Genomic DNA, 17,895 nt, shown 5'->3' with positions numbered 1-17,895 from the left:
TATTGCTAACTCATTTCCAACCGCAATTTTCTCTAAACTCTGGGCAACCCACCAGCGAGTATCTTCATGATCAGTAGTTTCTAAAACCTGAATTAACGCCTGTATTGCTAACTCATTTCCAACCGCAATTTCCTTTAAAATCCCGGCAACCAACCAGCGAATATCTTCATGATCAGTAGTTTCTAAAACCTGAATTAACGCCTGTATTGCTAACTCATTTCCAACCGCAATTTTCTCTAACATCTCGAAAACCAACCAGCGAGTATTTTTATTATCAGTAGTTTCTAAAACCTGAATTAACGCCTGTATTGCTAACTCATTTCCAACCGCAATTTCCTTTAAAATCTCGGCAACACACCTGCCAGTATCTTCATTCTCAGTAGTTTCTAAAATCCGAATTAACGCCTGTATTGCTAATTCATTTCCAACAGCAATTTTCTCTAACATCTCGGCAACTTCACTACGAGTATACTTCTCCTCAGTCGTTTCTAAGACGTGAATTAAATTAGCAATTGCTTTTTCTCTTATTGTCTCTGGTAATATTGTTCTTGCACCTTCTTGAATGGGAGCCATAAAAGTTATCCATTTTTGCTTCTCAATATCAAAATAACCAAAACACCATGTTACTATTTGTTTTACAATTTCATCAGATAAACTACATTCTTTAAACTCATTAATTCCCGCAGCAGCCAAAAAATAGGCACGCGCCCCATAAAAAAATCCACATCCATCATCAAAACTAACTAACTTCCGAATAAACGCCTCTTTCTCCCCTTTTTCTATCTCCCTATTATCCCGTCCCAACCATAATAAAATCATCTGTTTCCATTGGGGTTGAAAAATGCGATACTCTTTTCCCTCCACCGGACGATTCACATGATTTCGAGGTAAAAAATAATCCCAATCATTAATTGCTAAAGCAGCAAAATATTCCTGAAACGTGGGATGGAAAAAGGCATAAACCGCTTGGTCTGAATCCTTTTCCTCAACCGATGCTAACCCCACCCGATTTAACCATCCTAATTTTAATGCCCAATCAAATAGAGAATTTTCCTGTTGCGGTTTCCCTAAATACTGTTCAACAAATTTTTCCTCTAAACGAAACCGAAATTGTTCACGGTTTATCGCATTTTTCGCTAATTCTCCTAACTGTTGATGGAGACATTCTTGCACCTCTAATGGAATTTGAAACGGTTTCTGTTCATCCTTCCATTGATAATGACCCGTTACCAACCGTTGATAAAGTCCCGCTTGGGTTTCCGGTAATTTTTGCCCCCGTTTCCAAGTCCGACATAATAACGCTAACCGCAGGGGATTTTTAATTAAATCATTAATGCGGGTTTGGTTCGGTTCCTTTAACTGTTTTAATAACTCCTGACTCTGGGTTGCATCGTTAAACCATTGTTCAATAAAATCCTGAATCTGTTGGGAATTAAAATCTAAGTTGCGATAAACATCAAAATCCCTTAATGCGTTTTTCTCCCCCTCCCACACATTCAACCGACAGGTTAACACCACCCGTAACCCCTGCGTCCATCCTTCCGCCAACTGTTGATTAATACTCGCCAAAGGTGACGTTATCCCCATTTCATCAACGGCGTCGAGGAGTAAGTAAACCGGAGTTACCCCCCCTAACCCCCCCTTATTAAGGGGGGGGAACTGGATTTTCTTCTGGGTTAGGACAGGAAAAAGAAGAGTTTTTATCTTCTTGATTTAGAGAAGAATTAGAATTAGAAATTCCCCTTGGGTTCTTAACAGAAAAACCGTCAGAACTTAGCCCCCCCTTAGCAAGGGGGGGTTGGGGGGGTCTAATCAACCTCTCAAACCCAGCAACCCATTCCGCCGCAACTTCCGTTAAACTTCCGGTTGCATCCCGTAACCAATTTTGAGTTAAATAATCTCGTATTGGTTTATTAACATCCGCCAACCGAATTAAAATCGGATACCCTAAATTTTCCTGTAAAATCCATCGGGCAATTTGATATAATAACGTTGTTTTTCCCGCCCCAGGTTCCCCAATTACTGCCAAACGTTGACCTTTGGTGTTACTGTTTCCTCGTCGTAAAACGTCCTCAAAAAATTGATTCGGTTCGCTGTAGGTTTTGGTAATTTCCGTTTCAGCTAATTGATAAAATTGTGACCCGTCCTGTGGGTTAACTTCCTGTTTTTGTCGTTTTTGTTGTTCCCGTTTCGGTTCCACTAACCCCAAAGGAACATAAAAATTAATTCCCGTTAACGGGTTATTCTTGAAAAAGCGTTCTTCGTAGGCGTCGAGGCGAGATTGACAGATTTGATGCCAGTCAATGTCACTAGGAATCAACTTTGCCCTGTTCCCATCAGGCGAAAGCAGTCAGTTAAAGGTTGTATCTTTAAAGGTATTTCCTTCAAATACATTTTTAATGGAATCCGCTATTTTATCATTATTAATAACAGCAGGATTAGAGTTGAGATGAGTCACCGATTCTTGAATATAAGGAGCAAGTTTAGGTTCTTGTTGCCCAAGTTGGGCTAAAATTTCCAGCTTTTGGCGTAATTTAGGATCATTTTGGGCTGCGGATTGAAGGGCTGCAATTGCTTCACTATAATTTAAAGGCTGATTGGGTGCCTGTTCAATTGCCGTGATTAGATCGGGACGGTTTGGCTTAAGCTCTATTAATGCTTGTTTCGATGCTTCAAACAAGTTTTCACCAATTTTTTCGCCTGTTTTTTCTAAGGCTTTTGTTCCGAGTACCGTTCCCAATGCTACCGCAGCCGTAATGAAAGGTTCCATAACTTTAAAATTATAGAAATATCTGTTAATCTTGATTGTAGGCGATAATTAAGTATTCGTCAAGTTATTTTTGGTGTGCGATCGCTAATTGATTAATAAAAATAATAAGTTAAAAAACTATATAAGGGCGAGACGAGCCTCGCCCCTACAGGGATATGGCTTAATCATTAACAATCTTACTCTGATAATTCTGTATCGGGTAATTGTTCTAATTCTTCCGTAATTAACGTTTGCAAATCTTCGCCACAATGGGTTTGTAGATGAATCATAGATGCTAATAGTTCTGCTAAACTATTCCCTTTTTCACTATCGCTTAATTGGTTTCCATCCCGAATTTTATCTAAAAGTTGAAGAACGATTTGGCATTCTTCTCCGAGTTCGGTTAACAAGATTTTTAAGGTTGAATTTTTTATAAAAGATGTGCGATCGCTAATTTGCATTATAACCTCCTAAGTCGTTTTAGTGCTTGTTGAACTCCTTTCTCAAAAGCGCGGATTTCTGTTTGCCAATGTTTAATCAATCCCTGATCAGGATAATCTTTTTCTAACTCCTTGTTAATTTTATCTTCATGTTCAGCAATTCTCTTTTCTAAACTGCGAATTGCTTTTTTATGGTTTTGATTCCCCATTTTTGAATTGATTATTTTTACTATTGTAGCACAGATTAATCACCTAACTGAGTTTACTTATTAAAAAATAGCAAACCGTTGATCAGGATCATGGGATCTTATGGTTTTTATTAATTGCTGTGTTTGTATTTATTATTGTGGTGGCTAGGGGGTAATGTCCTCAATTATTAGTTATCAAGATAGAAAACTCTGTCAAAGGGAGGTTATTAACTGCGGGATTGAATGAATAAAATAGAGACTCTACGGATGTTGATCACCCTGATAGGAACTTGAGTATGACTGCTAATCACGTTTTAGAAATTGAAGATCTCGGTCAAAGTATTTGGATGGATAATTTAAACCGAGATTTAATAGAATCTGGTGAATTAAAACAGATGATTGAAGAAAAAGGCATTCAAGGCTTAACTTCAAACCCGGCTATTTTTGAAAAAGCCATTAAAGGTAATGCGATTTATGACGCGGATATCGAAAAAGGGATTAAAGCGGGAAAATCAGTGTTAGAAATTTATGAATCCTTGATTTTTGATGATATTCGTAAAGCCTGTGATATTTTTAAACCTGTGTATGAACAAAGTCAAGGATTAGATGGGTTTATTAGTATTGAAGTTCCCCCTAATATTGCTTTGGATACCGAAAAAACGATTATCGAAGCCCGACGTTATGCTAAAACGATAGAACGGGAAAATTTAATGATTAAAATTCCGGGGACAGCAGAAGGGCTACCTGCGGTTAAACAGGTGATTAGTGAGGGAATTAATGTCAATGTAACCTTATTGTTTTCCGTTGATAGTTATATCAATGCGGCTTGGGCTTATATTGAAGGATTAGAAGCGCGGGTTGCCCAAGGTCAAGATATCAGTAAAATTGCCTCCGTTGCCAGTTTCTTTTTAAGTCGGATTGATAGTAAAATTGATGAGATGCTTGAGGCTAAACTCAGAAATATTAACGATATCAATGTTAAGGCTAAATTAGAAGCGGTTAAAGGAAAAGTTGCGATCGCTAATGCTAAAATAGCGTATCAAGAATATCTTAAAATCATTAAAACCGATCGCTGGCAAGCCTTAGCAGAAAAAGGAGCAAAAGTTCAACGGTTACTCTGGGCAAGTACCAGTACGAAAAATCCGAATTATCCCGATGTTATGTATGTGAATGAATTAATCGGGCCAGATACCGTGAATACCTTACCTCCTTCTACTATTGAAGCTTGTATTGATCATTGTAATGTGGCGAACCGGGTAACAACAAATCTTGACAATGCCTATCATTTGATTGAAAATCTCAACGATCCCGATATTGAGATTAATTTAGAGCAAGTCATGGAAGGCTTACTAACGGATGGGATTGATAAATTTATTCAACCCTTTAACTCGTTGATGGCTTCTCTGGAAGACAAAGTAGAACGACTGGCGACCGTGACCCGATAAATTCTCACCATCAGTTGTGTTAGGATTTCTATAAAAAAGGACAATCCCAGAAGAGGTCAAAAACTAGGCTTCTTGGGGGTTGTCCTTCTCCATTTTCAAAGTGCTAATCTTAAATTAAACCAAAGTTTTAAACGGAAAAAGACAATCATCTGTAAAAATTATTTATAATCTAAGCCAAACCCTATCAATCGGGAAACTGCTATTAGAGGCTCTCTGTGGTCAAATCTATGATCCCTAATCCTGATTAGTCCTGAATAAAGATTATTAATTGATTGATCGCAAAAGGAATCTCAATGGTTACACTTATTGAAAATCCCCTGCGGGTAGGACTGCAACAAGATCGAATTCCCGAACCCCAGATTTTAGTAATTTTTGGGGCATCGGGAGATTTAACCCAACGAAAATTAGTTCCTGCCCTCTATCAAATGAAATTAGAGCGCAAATTACCCCCTGAATTAACCATTGTTGGGGTAGCTCGTCGGGAGTGGAGCCACGACTTTTTCCGCGAACATTTGCGCGAAGGAATTGAAGAATTTGGGGGTGGTTTATACTCCCAAGCCTTGTGGGACGACTTTGCCCAAGGGATTTTTTATTGTTCGGGGAATATGGATGAACCCGAAAGTTATCAAAAACTGAAAGCCTTTTTAGGTGAACTCGATGAACTCCGTCGCACCAGAGGCAACCGAGTCTTTTATTTATCTGTCGCGCCTCGTTTCTTCGCCGAAGCCATTCAACAATTGGGGGGAGCCGGAATGCTTACCGACCCCAAAAAACAACGTTTAGTGATTGAAAAACCCTTTGGTCGAGATTTAGGTTCGGCTCAAGTGCTCAACCGGGTTGTCCGTCAAGTTTGTTCTGAAGAACAAGTTTATCGCATTGACCATTATCTGGGCAAAGAAACCGTTCAAAACTTGATGGTATTTCGGTTTGCGAATGCGATTTTTGAACCGTTGTGGAACCGTCAATTTGTCGATCACGTCCAAATTACCGTTGCCGAAACCGTTGGTTTAGAAGGACGGGCAGGTTATTATGAAACCTCCGGGGCACTGCGGGATATGGTACAAAACCACCTGATGCAGTTATTTTCCCTAACCGCAATGGAACCGCCTAACTCCCTTGATGCCGATAGTATTCGCAACGAGAAAGTTAAGGTGGTTCAAGCGACCCATCTGGCTGATATTAATTATTTAGAATATTCTGCGGTGCGCGGACAATATACCCCCGGTTGGATGAACGGCCAGCAGGTTCCAGGCTATCGCTCAGAAGAAGGAGCAGCCCCCGACTCCACCACCCCAACCTATGCTGCGTTAAAATTTTATATTGATAACTGGCGCTGGAAAGGAGTACCGTTCTATCTGCGAACCGGAAAACGAATGCCGAAAAAAGTCACAGAAATCGCCATTCAGTTTAAAGAAGTTCCCTATTTAATGTTCCAGTCCGCCGCAAAACAAGCAAACCCGAATGTTTTAGTGTTGAGAATTCAACCCAATGAAGGAATTTCCATGCGCTTTGAAGTCAAAACCCCTGGAAACTCATTGCGGACTCGTTCTGTTGATATGGATTTTCGCTATGATACCGCCTTTGGTAAACCGAATACAGATGCCTACGCCCGTTTATTGATTGACTGTATGTTAGCCGATCAAACCCTGTTTACACGGGGCGATGAAGTCGAAGCGTCTTGGCAAGTGCTCACCCCTGTCCTAGAAGTCTGGGATGCTCCCGCCCCGGCTGAGTCCATTCCCCTGTATGAAGCCGGAACTTGGGGCCCGGTAGAATCTGAAATTCTACTCAACCGAGATGGTCGCCGTTGGCGTCGATTGTAATCAGTAATCAGTAGAGACGTGCCATGGCACGTCTGTACCAGTTATCAGTGGAAGAGTTAGGAGTTAATCCTTGAAATTGAGGATTTAGAATAAAACTAAAAACTCAAGACTATTAACTGATAACTGATAACTGATAACTGATAACTGATAACTGGTAGAGACGCGCCATGGCGCGTCTCTACACTGATAACTGATAACTGATAACTGATATGAATACACCCCTTGTTGCATTACAAAAACCAAAGGATATTTCTCTCAGCCAAATTGAAACTGAGTTAAATAGTATTTGGCTCAGTCAAAATATTGGAAATGGGAAAACTACCGCCATCGCGACTCGTGCGGCAACCTTTAGCATGGTGGTTTATGAACCCGAAGAATTTCAACAATTGTTAGGGACATTAGGGTTCTATGCAGGTAGTATTGATGGGATTCATGGCACAGCCACCCGCGATGCGATTAAAGAAGCTCAAAAACAGTATGATTTACCCATTACCGGACGAGTTGACCCTGATACCTTAACAAAATTACGGGAGGAATTTGCTAAACTTCCCGCTTCAAAACAAACGATTAGTAATTTGGATGCACGGGGATTTAGTATTAGTGAAACCATCGCCGCCCAAAATCCTTGTCGAATTATTACCCTTTGTCCTACTTTGGGAGAAGATACAGGAGTAACGGCTCAAGTTTCTGCCTATTGCCCGATTCAGAAAAAACACGAAGAAGGGTTAGTCTGTTGTGAATATATCACCCTGCGAGGCACAAAAGCCGCTTTAGAACGGGTAGGAAATATCGTTTCATCGTTAATGATTCCCGATTTACCTAAATTTGTTTGGTGGAAAGCAACACCCAATCCTGAACAAGAATTGTTTAAACAATTATCCTGTTGTTCTAATTGTGTGATTGTGGATTCCTCTTATTTTAGCGATCCTGAATCGGAATTGTTAAAAATGCACAATTTAATTGAAGAGGAAACCTATATTGCCGACTTAAATTGGCATCGACTTTCGCCTTGGCAAGAATTAACCGCCTCGGCTTTTGATCCTCCTGAACGTCGAACTTCCTTAGTTGAAATCGATAATATTACCCTTGACTATGAAAAAGGCAACGCCGCCCAAGCTTTAATGTTTTTAGGATGGTTTGCAAGTCGTTTAGAATGGAAACCCCTTTCCTTTGTCGATCAAGGAGGAGATTACGAGCTCAAACATATCCGGTTTATGGGGCCCAATGATAAAGAAATTCTGGCAGAACTCGCAGCTATTCCGACGGCGGATTATGGTGAAATTCCAGGGGATTTAGTGGGGTTACGGTTAACGTCGGGAAATCCTAACGCGAACTGCTGCACGATTTTATGTTCAGAAACCACCGGATGTATGCGGATGGAAGCCGGAGGAAGTGCCCAATCTTGTCGGACGGAACAGGTAATCGCCGCAACGGATCAAAAAGCCGAATCTCTGATGGCGCAACAGTTACAACGTTGGGGACGGGATGTTCTCTATGAAGAAAGTCTGGGTCTGACGGCTCAAATTCTGAAATTACAGTAGTGCCTTTGAAGTAGATTTTAGTGATTCCCCCGTGACAAACAGCTGATCATGGGGTATTTTTTTCGGCTAATTTTCTATTCCTTGTGATAGGTATCACGTCAAATAGTGACGGCTCCGCTTGACATCCTCTCAATATTTTAAAATATTATTGGGAACTAGAATTCCTATAATTTCTGGCAATTTGTTAATATGGAAGAGGTTTCGGAATATCGGATTCTTTTCCGATAGAACAAATTTAGAAGTGCTGATAGCTTAAAAGAGATTTTGTGAAATGTATTTTTAAGGGTCGCAATTCATCCACTGCCAAACTTTCACTTTTGGCTAGGGTCACTTCCTGATCCCATTTTTTGATAAAATGAGTTTAACTCCCTAAAATCTAGGGAAATCTTTAATAGAGGAGTATTGTGTCTTTTGTCTTCCTTGTGGGAAATCGTCAAAATCTATCCGTAAATCAACGGTCGTTAACATTGATACTAAGGTTGAGTTGAGATAAAAATTATCTTTCTGTTGGAACAATTCTGATTGATCCATAAAACATAGATTCCACTCGATATGAACTCCAACTCATTTAGAGAAACGACTATATTAATTGTTGATGATAGCCCAACAAACCTTAATTTATTGTCGGGTTTTATCGATAATTGTGGCTGGAAAATTTTAATTGCAACCCATAGTCATCAAGCGATTGAAATAGCAGAGATTGAGCAGCCTGATTTAATTTTATTAGATGTAATGATGCCGGGGGTTGATGGTTTTGAAACTTGTCAACACTTGAAAAATAATCCCCAAACCTATGATATTCCGATCATTTTTATGACCGCCGTAGCGGATAAGTTGGAAAAAGTTCATGGCTTATCCATTGGGGCTGTAGATTATATTACTAAACCGTTTCAAGCTGAAGAAGTCATTGCTCGAATTAAAATTCATTTAAAAATTAGCTCTCTAACGCAACAATTATTAGAAAAAAATCAAGAATTAGAACAACGAGTTTTAGAACGAACGGCTGAATTATCTCAAGCATTAGAAGATTTAAAACAATCCCAGATGCAACTGGTACAAAGTGAAAAAATGTCAACTTTAGGGCATTTGATTGCAGGCGTAGCTCATGAAATTAATAATCCGATTAACTTTATTGCAGGAAATTTGAATCATGCGAGTATTTATATTAATGATTTAATTAATCATTTAAGACTCTATCAAACCTACTATCCTAAACCGGATCAGTCTTTAATTGATCATGCTGATTCTATTGATTTAGATTATTTAATTGAGGATCTTCCGAAACTGATTTCTTCGATGAAATTAGGCACAGATCGAATTTCTAATATTAGTACCAGTTTACGCACTTTTTCGCGTAGCGATACCAAGGTTCAAGTTGCTTTTAATATTCATGAAGGTTTAGAAAGTACCCTATTAATCTTGAAACATTTATTACAAGCCACAGATTATCGCCCAGATATTAAAATTATTAAAAAATATGGACAAATGCCAATGGTTGAATGTTATCCAGGACAATTAAATCAAGTGTTTATGAATTTAATTAATAATGCAATTGATGCTTTAAATGAATCGAGTCAATCTAAATCCTATCAAGAGTTACTGCAACGTCCCAATCAAATTATAATTTCGACTTATTTAGTTTCTAATAGTCGTGCTGTTGCAATTTCAATTAAGGATAATGGAACCGGAATGTCGGAGGAGACTCGAAAATATGCCTTTGATTATTTATTTACAACAAAGCCTGTCGGAAAAGGAACAGGGCTGGGATTATCTATTAGTCGGAAGATTATTGAAGATAGTCATAAAGGGCGATTATTATGTCATTCTCAGTTAGGAGAAGGCTCGGAGTTTATTATAGAAATTCCTATTTGTAAAGAGTTGGGGCTTTAATGGTGAATCGACAATTCTTCTAACTTATTTAGACTCTGGAGTTTTAATTGCCTCTGCTAGGGGGACTGATATAGTATTCTTATAGCAATTTAACCGAAAGGGAGCAATGGAAATGGAATTTAACCCGATTACTTTACGAAAAAGGTTATAATCGCCAAGAAATTGCTGATTTATATAAAGTTATCGATTTAATGATGGCTTTACCGGAAGCATTACAATTCAGTTTTGAGGAAAAATTAACGCAATATCAGGAGGAGAGGAAAATGCCTTTATTGACTAATATTGAAAGACGTGCTTTAGCAAGAGGAGCTAAAGAAAATTCTCAACAAAACATTTTTGATTTACTCGAAATTCGCTTTGGAACTTTACCCGAAAGCTTAATTCAAAGCCTCAAGCAAATTGATGATATGACGGTATTAAAGCAACTAATCTTACAAACAATAAGTGTTAATTCCTTGGAGGAATTTCAACAGCTAATCAACTCTAACTTAACTAATGAAAATTAAGTCAGCAGTGGAACAGGCATCCTGCCTGTTTCTCCTGTTTCCTGCAATGTACTCTTAGACTCAGCGATGCTGAAGATCCTGAAATCTTTGAAGTTGTAAAAGCACAAGGCGTTACTATATGGGGGAAACAAAATGAATGAACAATTACTACTTAATAAATGGCACAAATTAAAATTAGAAGATCAAGAAAAAGTTTTAGCTTTTATAGATGCTATTGATCCAGAAAAGCCAGAAGAAAAATCATCTGAAACTACTGAACTTGTTTACCAACCTCAGACAGAATTAGGTAAAAAACTTTGGCAAATTAGACAAAAAATAATTAAAGATTCAAATATTAAATTATTAGATTTGGATGATATAGAAGCCGAATTAGATGAAATTAGAAGTAAAAGACGACTAAACTCTTACATCGAGTAACAGAAATAAAAGTTATTTTTATTGCTGGTTAAACTCAGTTTAAAATCTAAAGGAGTGTTTTATGAACTTACAATTAGTTGATTCTCTTGCTAAAATCATTAATAATTTAACTCCAGAAGAAAGACAAATTTTACAAACAAAAATCATCCCAATTACTGGGTTAAAAGAAGAATTGCCTCCAATAAAAGAAGAACCTTTTATTGGGATGTGGTCTGACAGAAAAGACATGGAAAATAGCAGTAAATGGGTCAAAAATATTAGAGAGAAGGAGTGGAGTTAAATGATAATTTTAGTAGATACAGATATTTTAATAGATGTTAGCCGTAATGTTGAAATATCTATTAATCGCCTTGATTTGGAAGAACAAAAGAATCAAATTACCATTAGTGTGATTACCCAAATGGAATTAATAGTTGGCTGTAGGAATAAACTAGAATTACAGCATCTGGATAAATTTTTGTCCCGTTATCACATTAGTCAAATCAATGACCATATATCAAGTTTTACTGTGGAATTAATCAAAACCTACCGTTTAAGTCATGGATTATTAATTCCAGATGCTTTGATTGCTGCTACCTCTATGATTTATAATTTTCCTTTACTTACAAAGAATCAAAGTGATTATCGCTTTATCCCGGAAATCAATTTACTTCCTTATCCTTAACTTAATTATTGTTAATAATTCATAAATCAATCAAATTCCTGATCAATTTTTATCTGATTTAATGCTAAGGTTATATGGCAATAGCATTATTTTCTTGTTTAAATGGCAAACAAGACTGCATACTAGAAGAAAGCGATTATGGAGCCGTTTTCAATGTCAACCCTGCTGGAAAGAATCACAATCAATCCTAAACAATGTGGGGGTCGTCCCTGTATTCGAGGGATGAGAATTCGGGTTTCAGATGTGTTAGAATTGTTTGCGGCTGGACTCAATGCTGAAGATATATTGGAAGAAATGCCTGATCTCGAAGCAGATGATTTGAAAGCATCTCTTTTGTATGCCTCGCGGAAACTAACAGCACAGGCTAACACTTCATGATAGCTAAAATTTTAATAAAATTGAATCGAAAAAGCAAAATTAACGAACAATTACTACTCAATAAAATGCAAAAATCAAAATCAGAAGATCAAGAAAAGCTTTCAGATTTGATGAATGATGAAAACTATAATCAGCATTACGTTCCTCACTCAATTCTTAAAAATTTTAAGAGAGAGGGTTCACCTTTATTTTGTTTAAGGAGAGATAAGAATGGGCATATTAAGGGTACAAGTATTAAGCGCCTGTGTGCCCAAAAAGGTTTCTATTCTTTTACTGTTGTATCAGATAAAGATAAAAATATAAGTCGAAAGCTTAATTATGACCAAAAGGCTTTTACTAAACTTGATAATAAAATAGCTCCAATAATCAAGAATTTACTGGATAGCCACAGTGTTGATGTCTTGACTAATGATGATAAAAAAAGCCTTGCAAAGTATGACGAATTTGAACAATGGTTTGAGTGGTTAAATTGAACAGCCAAAGTTCTGTTATCCCTATGATTATCACTTTGGGGATTTGAACGAAGTTAAGCCCTTTGAGCCTACGAAAAATCCAGGTTTTCCCTTCACCTTCAATTGACAATTATAGGGATGGTGCGTGCGCTTAGGCTTACGCACCCTACAGTGATAGTTAAACCGTAGGGTGTGTAAGCGCAGCGCACGCACCGCACCATTCAACACCCTAAATCGCAACGGCTAATTCTGCGACCGACGCTTCAGGACTATCTTTTTCCGAAGGAGGAACAACCTGCCAGAACTTCGGTAAATACTCCGACCAATTCCCTAGAATTGCCTTAGCCTTCTCACTTCCCGTGCGTTCCGCGTGCTGTTCAATCAACTCTTTTAACTGCTGTTCACCCATCGGCGTACTCACCCGTTGAATTTTGACAATTTCCGGGTTAATCATTTCAGGAAACTCCCCATCTTCATCGAGGAAATACCCTAAACCGCCCGTTTGTCCAGCACCCACATTCCGCCCAACTTTACCCAGCACCACCACGACACCGCCCGTCATATATTCACAACAGTGGTCGCCAGCGCCTTCAATGACAGCCTTACCCAAGGAGTTCCGCACCGCAAACCGTTCTCCGGCTTTCCCGTAGGCGTATAACGTTCCCCCCGTCGCCCCATATAAACAGGTATTCCCGATAATCACATTTTCAGACGGGTCGTAAGTCACCGCCGCCGGAGGTTTAATAATAATCTCTCCCCCGTGCATTCCCTTCCCGACATAATCATTGGCTTCCCCCGTTAAGGTTAACTTCATTCCGGGTAAATTGAACGCCCCAAAACTCTGACCCGCCGAACCAGTAAAGTTGAGGTTAATTTGTCCTGCAAAGCCTTTATCGCCATATAGCGAAGCGATTTTACCTGCAATGCGAGTTCCCACCGTCCGGTCAGTATTCACCAACCGCACCGTTTTCGTCACCGTCCCTTGGTTTTGAATAGCGGTGGCAATTTCCGCATCTTCTAATAACACATCATCCAAAACCGGGCCGTTACTATGGATGGGTTCATGGTTTAACCAGTTGCGGTCACTACTAACGGGAGGTTGAGTTAAGACCTCCAAATTCAGGTGTTGAGTTTTGGCAACATTGACGTTATCCCGACGTTTCAACAAGTCAGACCGTCCAACTAAATCCACTAATTTCCGATATCCCAACGCCGCTAAAATATGGCGGACTTCCTCAGCGACAAAATAGAAGAAGTTCACGACATGACCCGGAGTTCCTGGGAAGCGTTCGCGCAGACGTTCCTGCTGAGATGTTACCCCCACCGGACATTTATTCGTATGGCAAATACGGGCCATTACACAGCCTTCCGCTATCATTGCAATGGTTCCAAAGCCGAACTCTTCAGCCCCCATTAACGCTCCCATCACCACATCCCATCCGGTTTTGAAACCGCCATCAACCCGCAAACGCACCCGGTCACGGAGTTTATTTCCCATCAACACCCGATGCACTTCCGTTAACCCCAATTCCCAAGGGCCACCCGCGTGTTTAATGGAAGACAGAGGAGATGCCCCCGTCCCGCCATCGTGACCAGAAATTTGAATATAGTCCGCGTTGGCTTTAGCAACCCCCGCCGCAATAGTTCCAATTCCGACTTCTGCGACTAATTTCACTGAAACCGTCGCTTTCGGGTTAATTTGGTGCAAATCAAAGATTAATTGGGCTAAGTCCTCAATAGAATAAATATCATGGTGAGGCGGAGGCGAAATTAACGTGACTCCGGGTTTCGACCGCCGCAACATAGCAATATAAGGACTAACCTTTTGACCGGGTAATTGTCCCCCTTCTCCCGGTTTTGCCCCTTGAGCAACTTTAATCTCAATGGACTGGGCACTCATCAAATATTCGGGTGTGACTCCAAACCGTCCCGATGCGACCTGCTTAATGGCAGAACTGGCGCTATCTCCATTTTGCAATCCTTTTAAATAGGGACGACTCACGGAAATGCCATTTTCATCGACATCATTAAACATCTTGAAGCGGGCAGGGTCTTCTCCACCTTCCCCAGAGTTGGATTTACCCCCTAAGCGGTTCATGGCGATGGCTAACACTTCATGGGCTTCTGGAGATAAAGCCCCCAAGGACATCCCCCCGGTACAGAAGCGTTTAACAATCTCTTCAACAGGTTCAACCTCATCTAAAGGAATTGAATTGCGATCGCTATTAAAGTCTAATAAATCCCGTAACGCCGTCACCGGGCGGCTTTCCATGAATTGACGATAGATTTCATACAAATCAAATCCATCTCTCTCCGTAGAACGAATGGCTTTATGGAGCAATTTCGTCATTTCAGGGTTATTTAAGTGATATTCACCTCGCTTCATGGCGTTGACAAAGCCAAAATTTTCTAATTTTTTGGCTTCTAGGGGGAAGGCTTTAGCGTGGAATTGATACACCTCTTGACTTAACTCAGAAATCGTTAACCCACCCACACGAGACACCGTACCTCGGAACCCAACCTCTAGTAAATCTTCTCCAATACCAATGGCTTCAAAGATTTGTGCCCCTTGATAGGAAGACAGCAGCGAGATCCCCATTTTCGATAGGATTTTGAGCAACCCATCTTCTACCGCCTTGCGATAGTTCTTCTGAGCTTGTTCGATGGTGATAGCGGGAATTTTCCCACTTTCCATATTGCTCTGAATCAGGGGAGTAGACCACCAATGGCGCACACTTTCTAACGCCAGATAAGGACAAATCGCCGAAGCTCCATAACCCACTAAACAAGCAAAATGATGGGTATTCCAACATTGGGCCGTTTCCACCACAATTGAAGCGTTTAACCGTTTCCCAGTTTTAATTAAATAGTGGTGAACAGCCCCCACCGCCAACAAAGGCGGAATATAAGTCTGTTCAGTGGAACAGGCATCTTGCCTGTTACTCCCGTTACTTAAATTTAACCCCTGATCCGACAAAATAATAATCTCTTTACCCTGATCAACGGCTTCTGCGGCTTTCTCACAAAGTCGGGTGAGAGCGATCGCACAACCATTCGGCCCACTTTCCAACCCATAAAGGGTTGACAGCGTTGCACTGGGAAAATCAGACTGACGCAGTGTTTCTAATTCCGCCTCATTCAGCAGGGGAGAGTCAATCTTAAACAGTCGAGCATCTTCAGGTTTCGCATCTAACAAATTCCCCCGTTTCCCTAACCGCATACACAAGGACATGACAATCCGTTCCCGTAAGGGATCAATAGGCGGGTTTGTTACCTGAGCAAATCGTTGCTTAAAGTAGTCATATAACAGATGCGATTTGTCAGATAGCACCGCCAAGGGAATATCATCTCCCATACAAAAGGTTGCTTCCTTCCCGGTACTCGCCATATCCGCAATTTGGATATCTAAATCTTCCGCGCCATAACCAAAAGCCGTTTGCTGTTGGAGGAGGTCGTTAGGTTCTAATTGTTTTTCCGCAGCAAAGGGTTGGGGTTCGAGGTCGTGACGATATTGTTGTAACCAGTCCCGATAAGGATGTTCATGGGCGACCCGTTGTTTAATCTCCCAATTTTTGAGAACTTCATGGGTACTTAAATCTACCGCTATCATTTGTCCTGGCCCTAAACGGCCTTTTTCCTGAATCTCCTCTTCTGGGATATCCACTACCCCCGCTTCCGAGGCGACCATAATCACCCCATCTTTGGTAATACAATAGCGCGCCGGACGCAAGCCATTACGGTCTAAACAGGCGCCAATTTGTTTTCCATCACTAAATACTAATAATGCTGGCCCATCCCAAGGTTCTTGAATGCCGCTATAATATTCGTAGAAATCGGTAATTTCGGGCAAATCTTTCAGGTTCGGCTGGTTTTTATAGGCTTCGGGAACCATAATCATCAGCGCTTCCAACGGACAGCGCCCGGTTCTCACCAGCAACTCCATGACATTATCTAAATTAGCCGAATCACTATTTTTAGCATCGACAAAGGGAATTAAAGTTTTTAAGCGCTCGCCCCAAACCGGATGAGAAAGAACTCCTTCTCTAGCCCGCATCCAGTTAATATTTCCCAACAGGGTATTAATTTCGCCATTATGCCCTAACAGTCGCATCGGTTGGGCTAAGGGCCATCGGGGCATCGTATTCGTACTGAAGCGTCGATGGTAAACAGCAAAATTGCTTTTATAGGCTGGGTTAATTAAGTCTAAATAAAATTCTCCTAAGATTGCTGAACGCACCATGCCTTTATACACAATGGTACGGCAAGACAGAGAACAAATATAAATATTCTCACCCCAAACTAACCCCTGGGTTTCTAAGGCGACTCCAGAGGAACGACGGGCTAAAAACAATTGTCGATCTAAATCATCCCCAGTATAACCCTTACCCGAATAAACGATAATTTGTTCAATACGGGGTTGATTTTCTCTAGCTTGTTCTCCCAAAACTTCCGATTTTACAGGAACTTCTCGCCAACCGACTACGACTAATTCTTCTTGTTGGAGGTCAGTTTCAATAATGGAACGGGCTTTAGCTGCTAAATCACTATCTTGGGGTAAAAACACCATCCCTACCCCAAATTTACATTCTGGTTCTTGCAGAATATCAATATTTCGTTCTGTAAACCAAGGCGCGAACAATTCCCAGGGAATAGCGGTCATAATTCCCGCACCATCCCCGGAGTCTTGGTCTGCACTACAGCCGCCCCGATGTTCTAAACAAGTTAAGGCTGGTAACGCTTTTTGAATTATAGAATGACTTGCACCCCCGGATGGGTTGGCAATAAAACCCACCCCGCACGCATCTCTTTCTTCCACTAACCAGCGTTGACCACTGTATGGGTAGCCCATATTCCCTGACATAAGCTTTTGTTGATTCTGTTGTTGGTTGTAATTGACTCTCGTGTTATCCATGTCTTGATTTTATCGAGTTAAGGTAAACGCAGCACCGAAGTACAAAAGATTGCAGTGCAACGTCATGGGATGGAGCGGGTTAACGATCATGAAATACCGGGTAAAATACCGGGTAAAATACCGGGCGAAATACCGGGCGAAATACCGGGTGAAGTGGTGGGCGGGGAGACCCCGCCCCAGAGAGCGTTTTTCCTGAAATTCTATGTAACAAGCAAGCGTTACGTTCTTTACAATAAGAATCAAATTTTAGCCAAAATTTACATAGGGCGGAAAAACCCCCCCCTTACTAGGATACACTGAATTGGATCACACTTTGAAACAATTTGAGGATTCGTTGACAAAGTACAGGGTTGACGGATACAACAGTTAACTTGACCTCCCCCTGTCATGCTGAACGAAGTGAAGCATCTATTGCTAACCTCGAATATATAGCGCTACGCATAGGGAGTGTTTGACATTTATGAATTCTCAAACCCTTTCACTTCTTACT

The 17,895-nt window shown here is 40.5% G+C and carries 16 protein-coding genes; 10 read left to right on the top strand and 6 right to left on the bottom strand.

The features are described from left to right. The 5 genes from IQ236_RS08365 to IQ236_RS08345 all read right to left on the bottom strand — a co-directional run. On the bottom strand, positions 1-1,569 hold a 1,569-nt coding region (locus IQ236_RS08365), incomplete at its 3' end, for a HEAT repeat domain-containing protein (protein ID WP_193868836.1). Positions 1,570-1,645: 76 nt separating this feature from the next. Next, positions 1,646-2,320, bottom strand: a complete 675-nt coding sequence (locus IQ236_RS08360) for a hypothetical protein (RefSeq protein WP_193868835.1) — start codon at positions 2,318-2,320, stop codon at positions 1,646-1,648. A 30-nt stretch (positions 2,321-2,350) separates the two neighbouring features. Next, complete coding sequence (locus IQ236_RS08355; protein WP_193868834.1) at positions 2,351-2,770, bottom strand: hypothetical protein; 420 nt, start codon at positions 2,768-2,770, stop codon at positions 2,351-2,353. A 176-nt stretch (positions 2,771-2,946) separates the two neighbouring features. Next, the gene (locus IQ236_RS08350; protein ID WP_193868833.1) at positions 2,947-3,210 is read right to left on the bottom strand and encodes a hypothetical protein; all 264 of its coding nucleotides are present in this window, start codon (positions 3,208-3,210) and stop codon (positions 2,947-2,949) included. Next, positions 3,210-3,398 carry a hypothetical protein gene (locus tag IQ236_RS08345; protein WP_193868832.1) on the bottom strand — a complete coding sequence of 63 codons (189 nt, stop codon included), beginning with the start codon at positions 3,396-3,398 and terminating at the stop codon, positions 3,210-3,212. The genes IQ236_RS08350 and IQ236_RS08345 overlap by 1 nt, the downstream gene beginning before the upstream one ends. Before the next feature lie 275 nt (positions 3,399-3,673). Between IQ236_RS08345 and tal the strand changes: the two genes are divergently transcribed. The 10 genes from tal (at position 3,674) to IQ236_RS08295 (ending at position 12,514) form a co-directional block, all read left to right on the top strand. Further along, complete coding sequence (gene tal, locus IQ236_RS08340; protein ID WP_193868831.1) at positions 3,674-4,822, top strand: transaldolase; 1,149 nt, start codon at positions 3,674-3,676, stop codon at positions 4,820-4,822. A gap of 293 nt (positions 4,823-5,115) precedes the next feature. After that, positions 5,116-6,645 (top strand): glucose-6-phosphate dehydrogenase, encoded by a 1,530-nt coding sequence (zwf, locus tag IQ236_RS08335; protein WP_193868830.1) that lies wholly within the window; start codon positions 5,116-5,118, stop codon positions 6,643-6,645. A gap of 209 nt (positions 6,646-6,854) precedes the next feature. Further along, positions 6,855-8,186 carry a glucose-6-phosphate dehydrogenase assembly protein OpcA gene (opcA, locus tag IQ236_RS08330; RefSeq protein WP_193868829.1) on the top strand — a complete coding sequence of 444 codons (1,332 nt, stop codon included), beginning with the start codon at positions 6,855-6,857 and terminating at the stop codon, positions 8,184-8,186. Positions 8,187-8,738: 552 nt separating this feature from the next. Continuing rightward, positions 8,739-10,076, top strand: coding sequence for a hybrid sensor histidine kinase/response regulator (locus IQ236_RS08325; protein WP_193868828.1), 1,338 nt, complete (start codon positions 8,739-8,741; stop codon positions 10,074-10,076). Positions 10,077-10,339: 263 nt separating this feature from the next. Then, a complete protein-coding gene (locus IQ236_RS27660; RefSeq protein WP_228041492.1) occupies positions 10,340-10,582 on the top strand; it encodes a hypothetical protein in 243 nt (80 codons plus the stop codon). A gap of 132 nt (positions 10,583-10,714) precedes the next feature. Then, positions 10,715-10,999 (top strand): hypothetical protein, encoded by a 285-nt coding sequence (locus IQ236_RS08315; RefSeq protein ID WP_193868827.1) that lies wholly within the window; start codon positions 10,715-10,717, stop codon positions 10,997-10,999. A 61-nt stretch (positions 11,000-11,060) separates the two neighbouring features. After that, the gene (locus IQ236_RS08310; RefSeq protein WP_193868826.1) at positions 11,061-11,279 is read left to right on the top strand and encodes a hypothetical protein; all 219 of its coding nucleotides are present in this window, start codon (positions 11,061-11,063) and stop codon (positions 11,277-11,279) included. After that, positions 11,280-11,663 (top strand): type II toxin-antitoxin system VapC family toxin, encoded by a 384-nt coding sequence (locus IQ236_RS08305; RefSeq protein WP_193868825.1) that lies wholly within the window; start codon positions 11,280-11,282, stop codon positions 11,661-11,663. A 153-nt stretch (positions 11,664-11,816) separates the two neighbouring features. Further along, positions 11,817-12,041 carry a DUF433 domain-containing protein gene (locus tag IQ236_RS08300; RefSeq protein ID WP_193868824.1) on the top strand — a complete coding sequence of 75 codons (225 nt, stop codon included), beginning with the start codon at positions 11,817-11,819 and terminating at the stop codon, positions 12,039-12,041. Beyond that, a complete protein-coding gene (locus tag IQ236_RS08295; RefSeq protein ID WP_193868823.1) occupies positions 12,038-12,514 on the top strand; it encodes a DUF4238 domain-containing protein in 477 nt (158 codons plus the stop codon). The genes IQ236_RS08300 and IQ236_RS08295 overlap by 4 nt, the downstream gene beginning before the upstream one ends. 208 nt (positions 12,515-12,722) lie before the next feature. Here the strand turns inward: IQ236_RS08295 and gltB are convergent, their stop codons facing one another. Further along, entirely contained in the window at positions 12,723-17,405 is a 4,683-nt protein-coding gene (gene gltB / locus IQ236_RS08290; protein ID WP_193868822.1) for a glutamate synthase large subunit, read from the bottom strand. Positions 17,406-17,895 lie beyond the last annotated feature (490 nt).

This window comes from Planktothrix mougeotii LEGE 06226, assembly GCF_015207485.1.
Classification (GTDB): Bacteria; Cyanobacteriota; Cyanobacteriia; order Cyanobacteriales; family Microcoleaceae; genus Planktothrix.
This window is presented reverse-complemented; position numbering and strand designations above follow the sequence as displayed.

Coding starts and splice junctions, on each gene's coding strand:
- opcA (WP_193868829.1), top strand. CDS start 6,855: ATGAATACACCCCTTGTTGCATTACAAAAACCAAAGGATATTTCTCTC.
- IQ236_RS08310 (WP_193868826.1), top strand. CDS start 11,061: ATGAACTTACAATTAGTTGATTCTCTTGCTAAAATCATTAATAATTTA.
- tal (WP_193868831.1), top strand. CDS start 3,674: ATGACTGCTAATCACGTTTTAGAAATTGAAGATCTCGGTCAAAGTATT.
- IQ236_RS08300 (WP_193868824.1), top strand. CDS start 11,817: ATGTCAACCCTGCTGGAAAGAATCACAATCAATCCTAAACAATGTGGG.
- IQ236_RS08325 (WP_193868828.1), top strand. CDS start 8,739: ATGAACTCCAACTCATTTAGAGAAACGACTATATTAATTGTTGATGAT.
- IQ236_RS08345 (WP_193868832.1), bottom strand. CDS start 3,398: ATGGGGAATCAAAACCATAAAAAAGCAATTCGCAGTTTAGAAAAGAGA.
- zwf (WP_193868830.1), top strand. CDS start 5,116: ATGGTTACACTTATTGAAAATCCCCTGCGGGTAGGACTGCAACAAGAT.
- IQ236_RS27660 (WP_228041492.1), top strand. CDS start 10,340: ATGCCTTTATTGACTAATATTGAAAGACGTGCTTTAGCAAGAGGAGCT.
- IQ236_RS08315 (WP_193868827.1), top strand. CDS start 10,715: ATGAATGAACAATTACTACTTAATAAATGGCACAAATTAAAATTAGAA.
- gltB (WP_193868822.1), bottom strand. CDS start 17,405: ATGGATAACACGAGAGTCAATTACAACCAACAACAGAATCAACAAAAG.
- IQ236_RS08355 (WP_193868834.1), bottom strand. CDS start 2,770: ATGGAACCTTTCATTACGGCTGCGGTAGCATTGGGAACGGTACTCGGA.
- IQ236_RS08350 (WP_193868833.1), bottom strand. CDS start 3,210: ATGCAAATTAGCGATCGCACATCTTTTATAAAAAATTCAACCTTAAAA.
- IQ236_RS08295 (WP_193868823.1), top strand. CDS start 12,038: ATGATAGCTAAAATTTTAATAAAATTGAATCGAAAAAGCAAAATTAAC.
- IQ236_RS08305 (WP_193868825.1), top strand. CDS start 11,280: ATGATAATTTTAGTAGATACAGATATTTTAATAGATGTTAGCCGTAAT.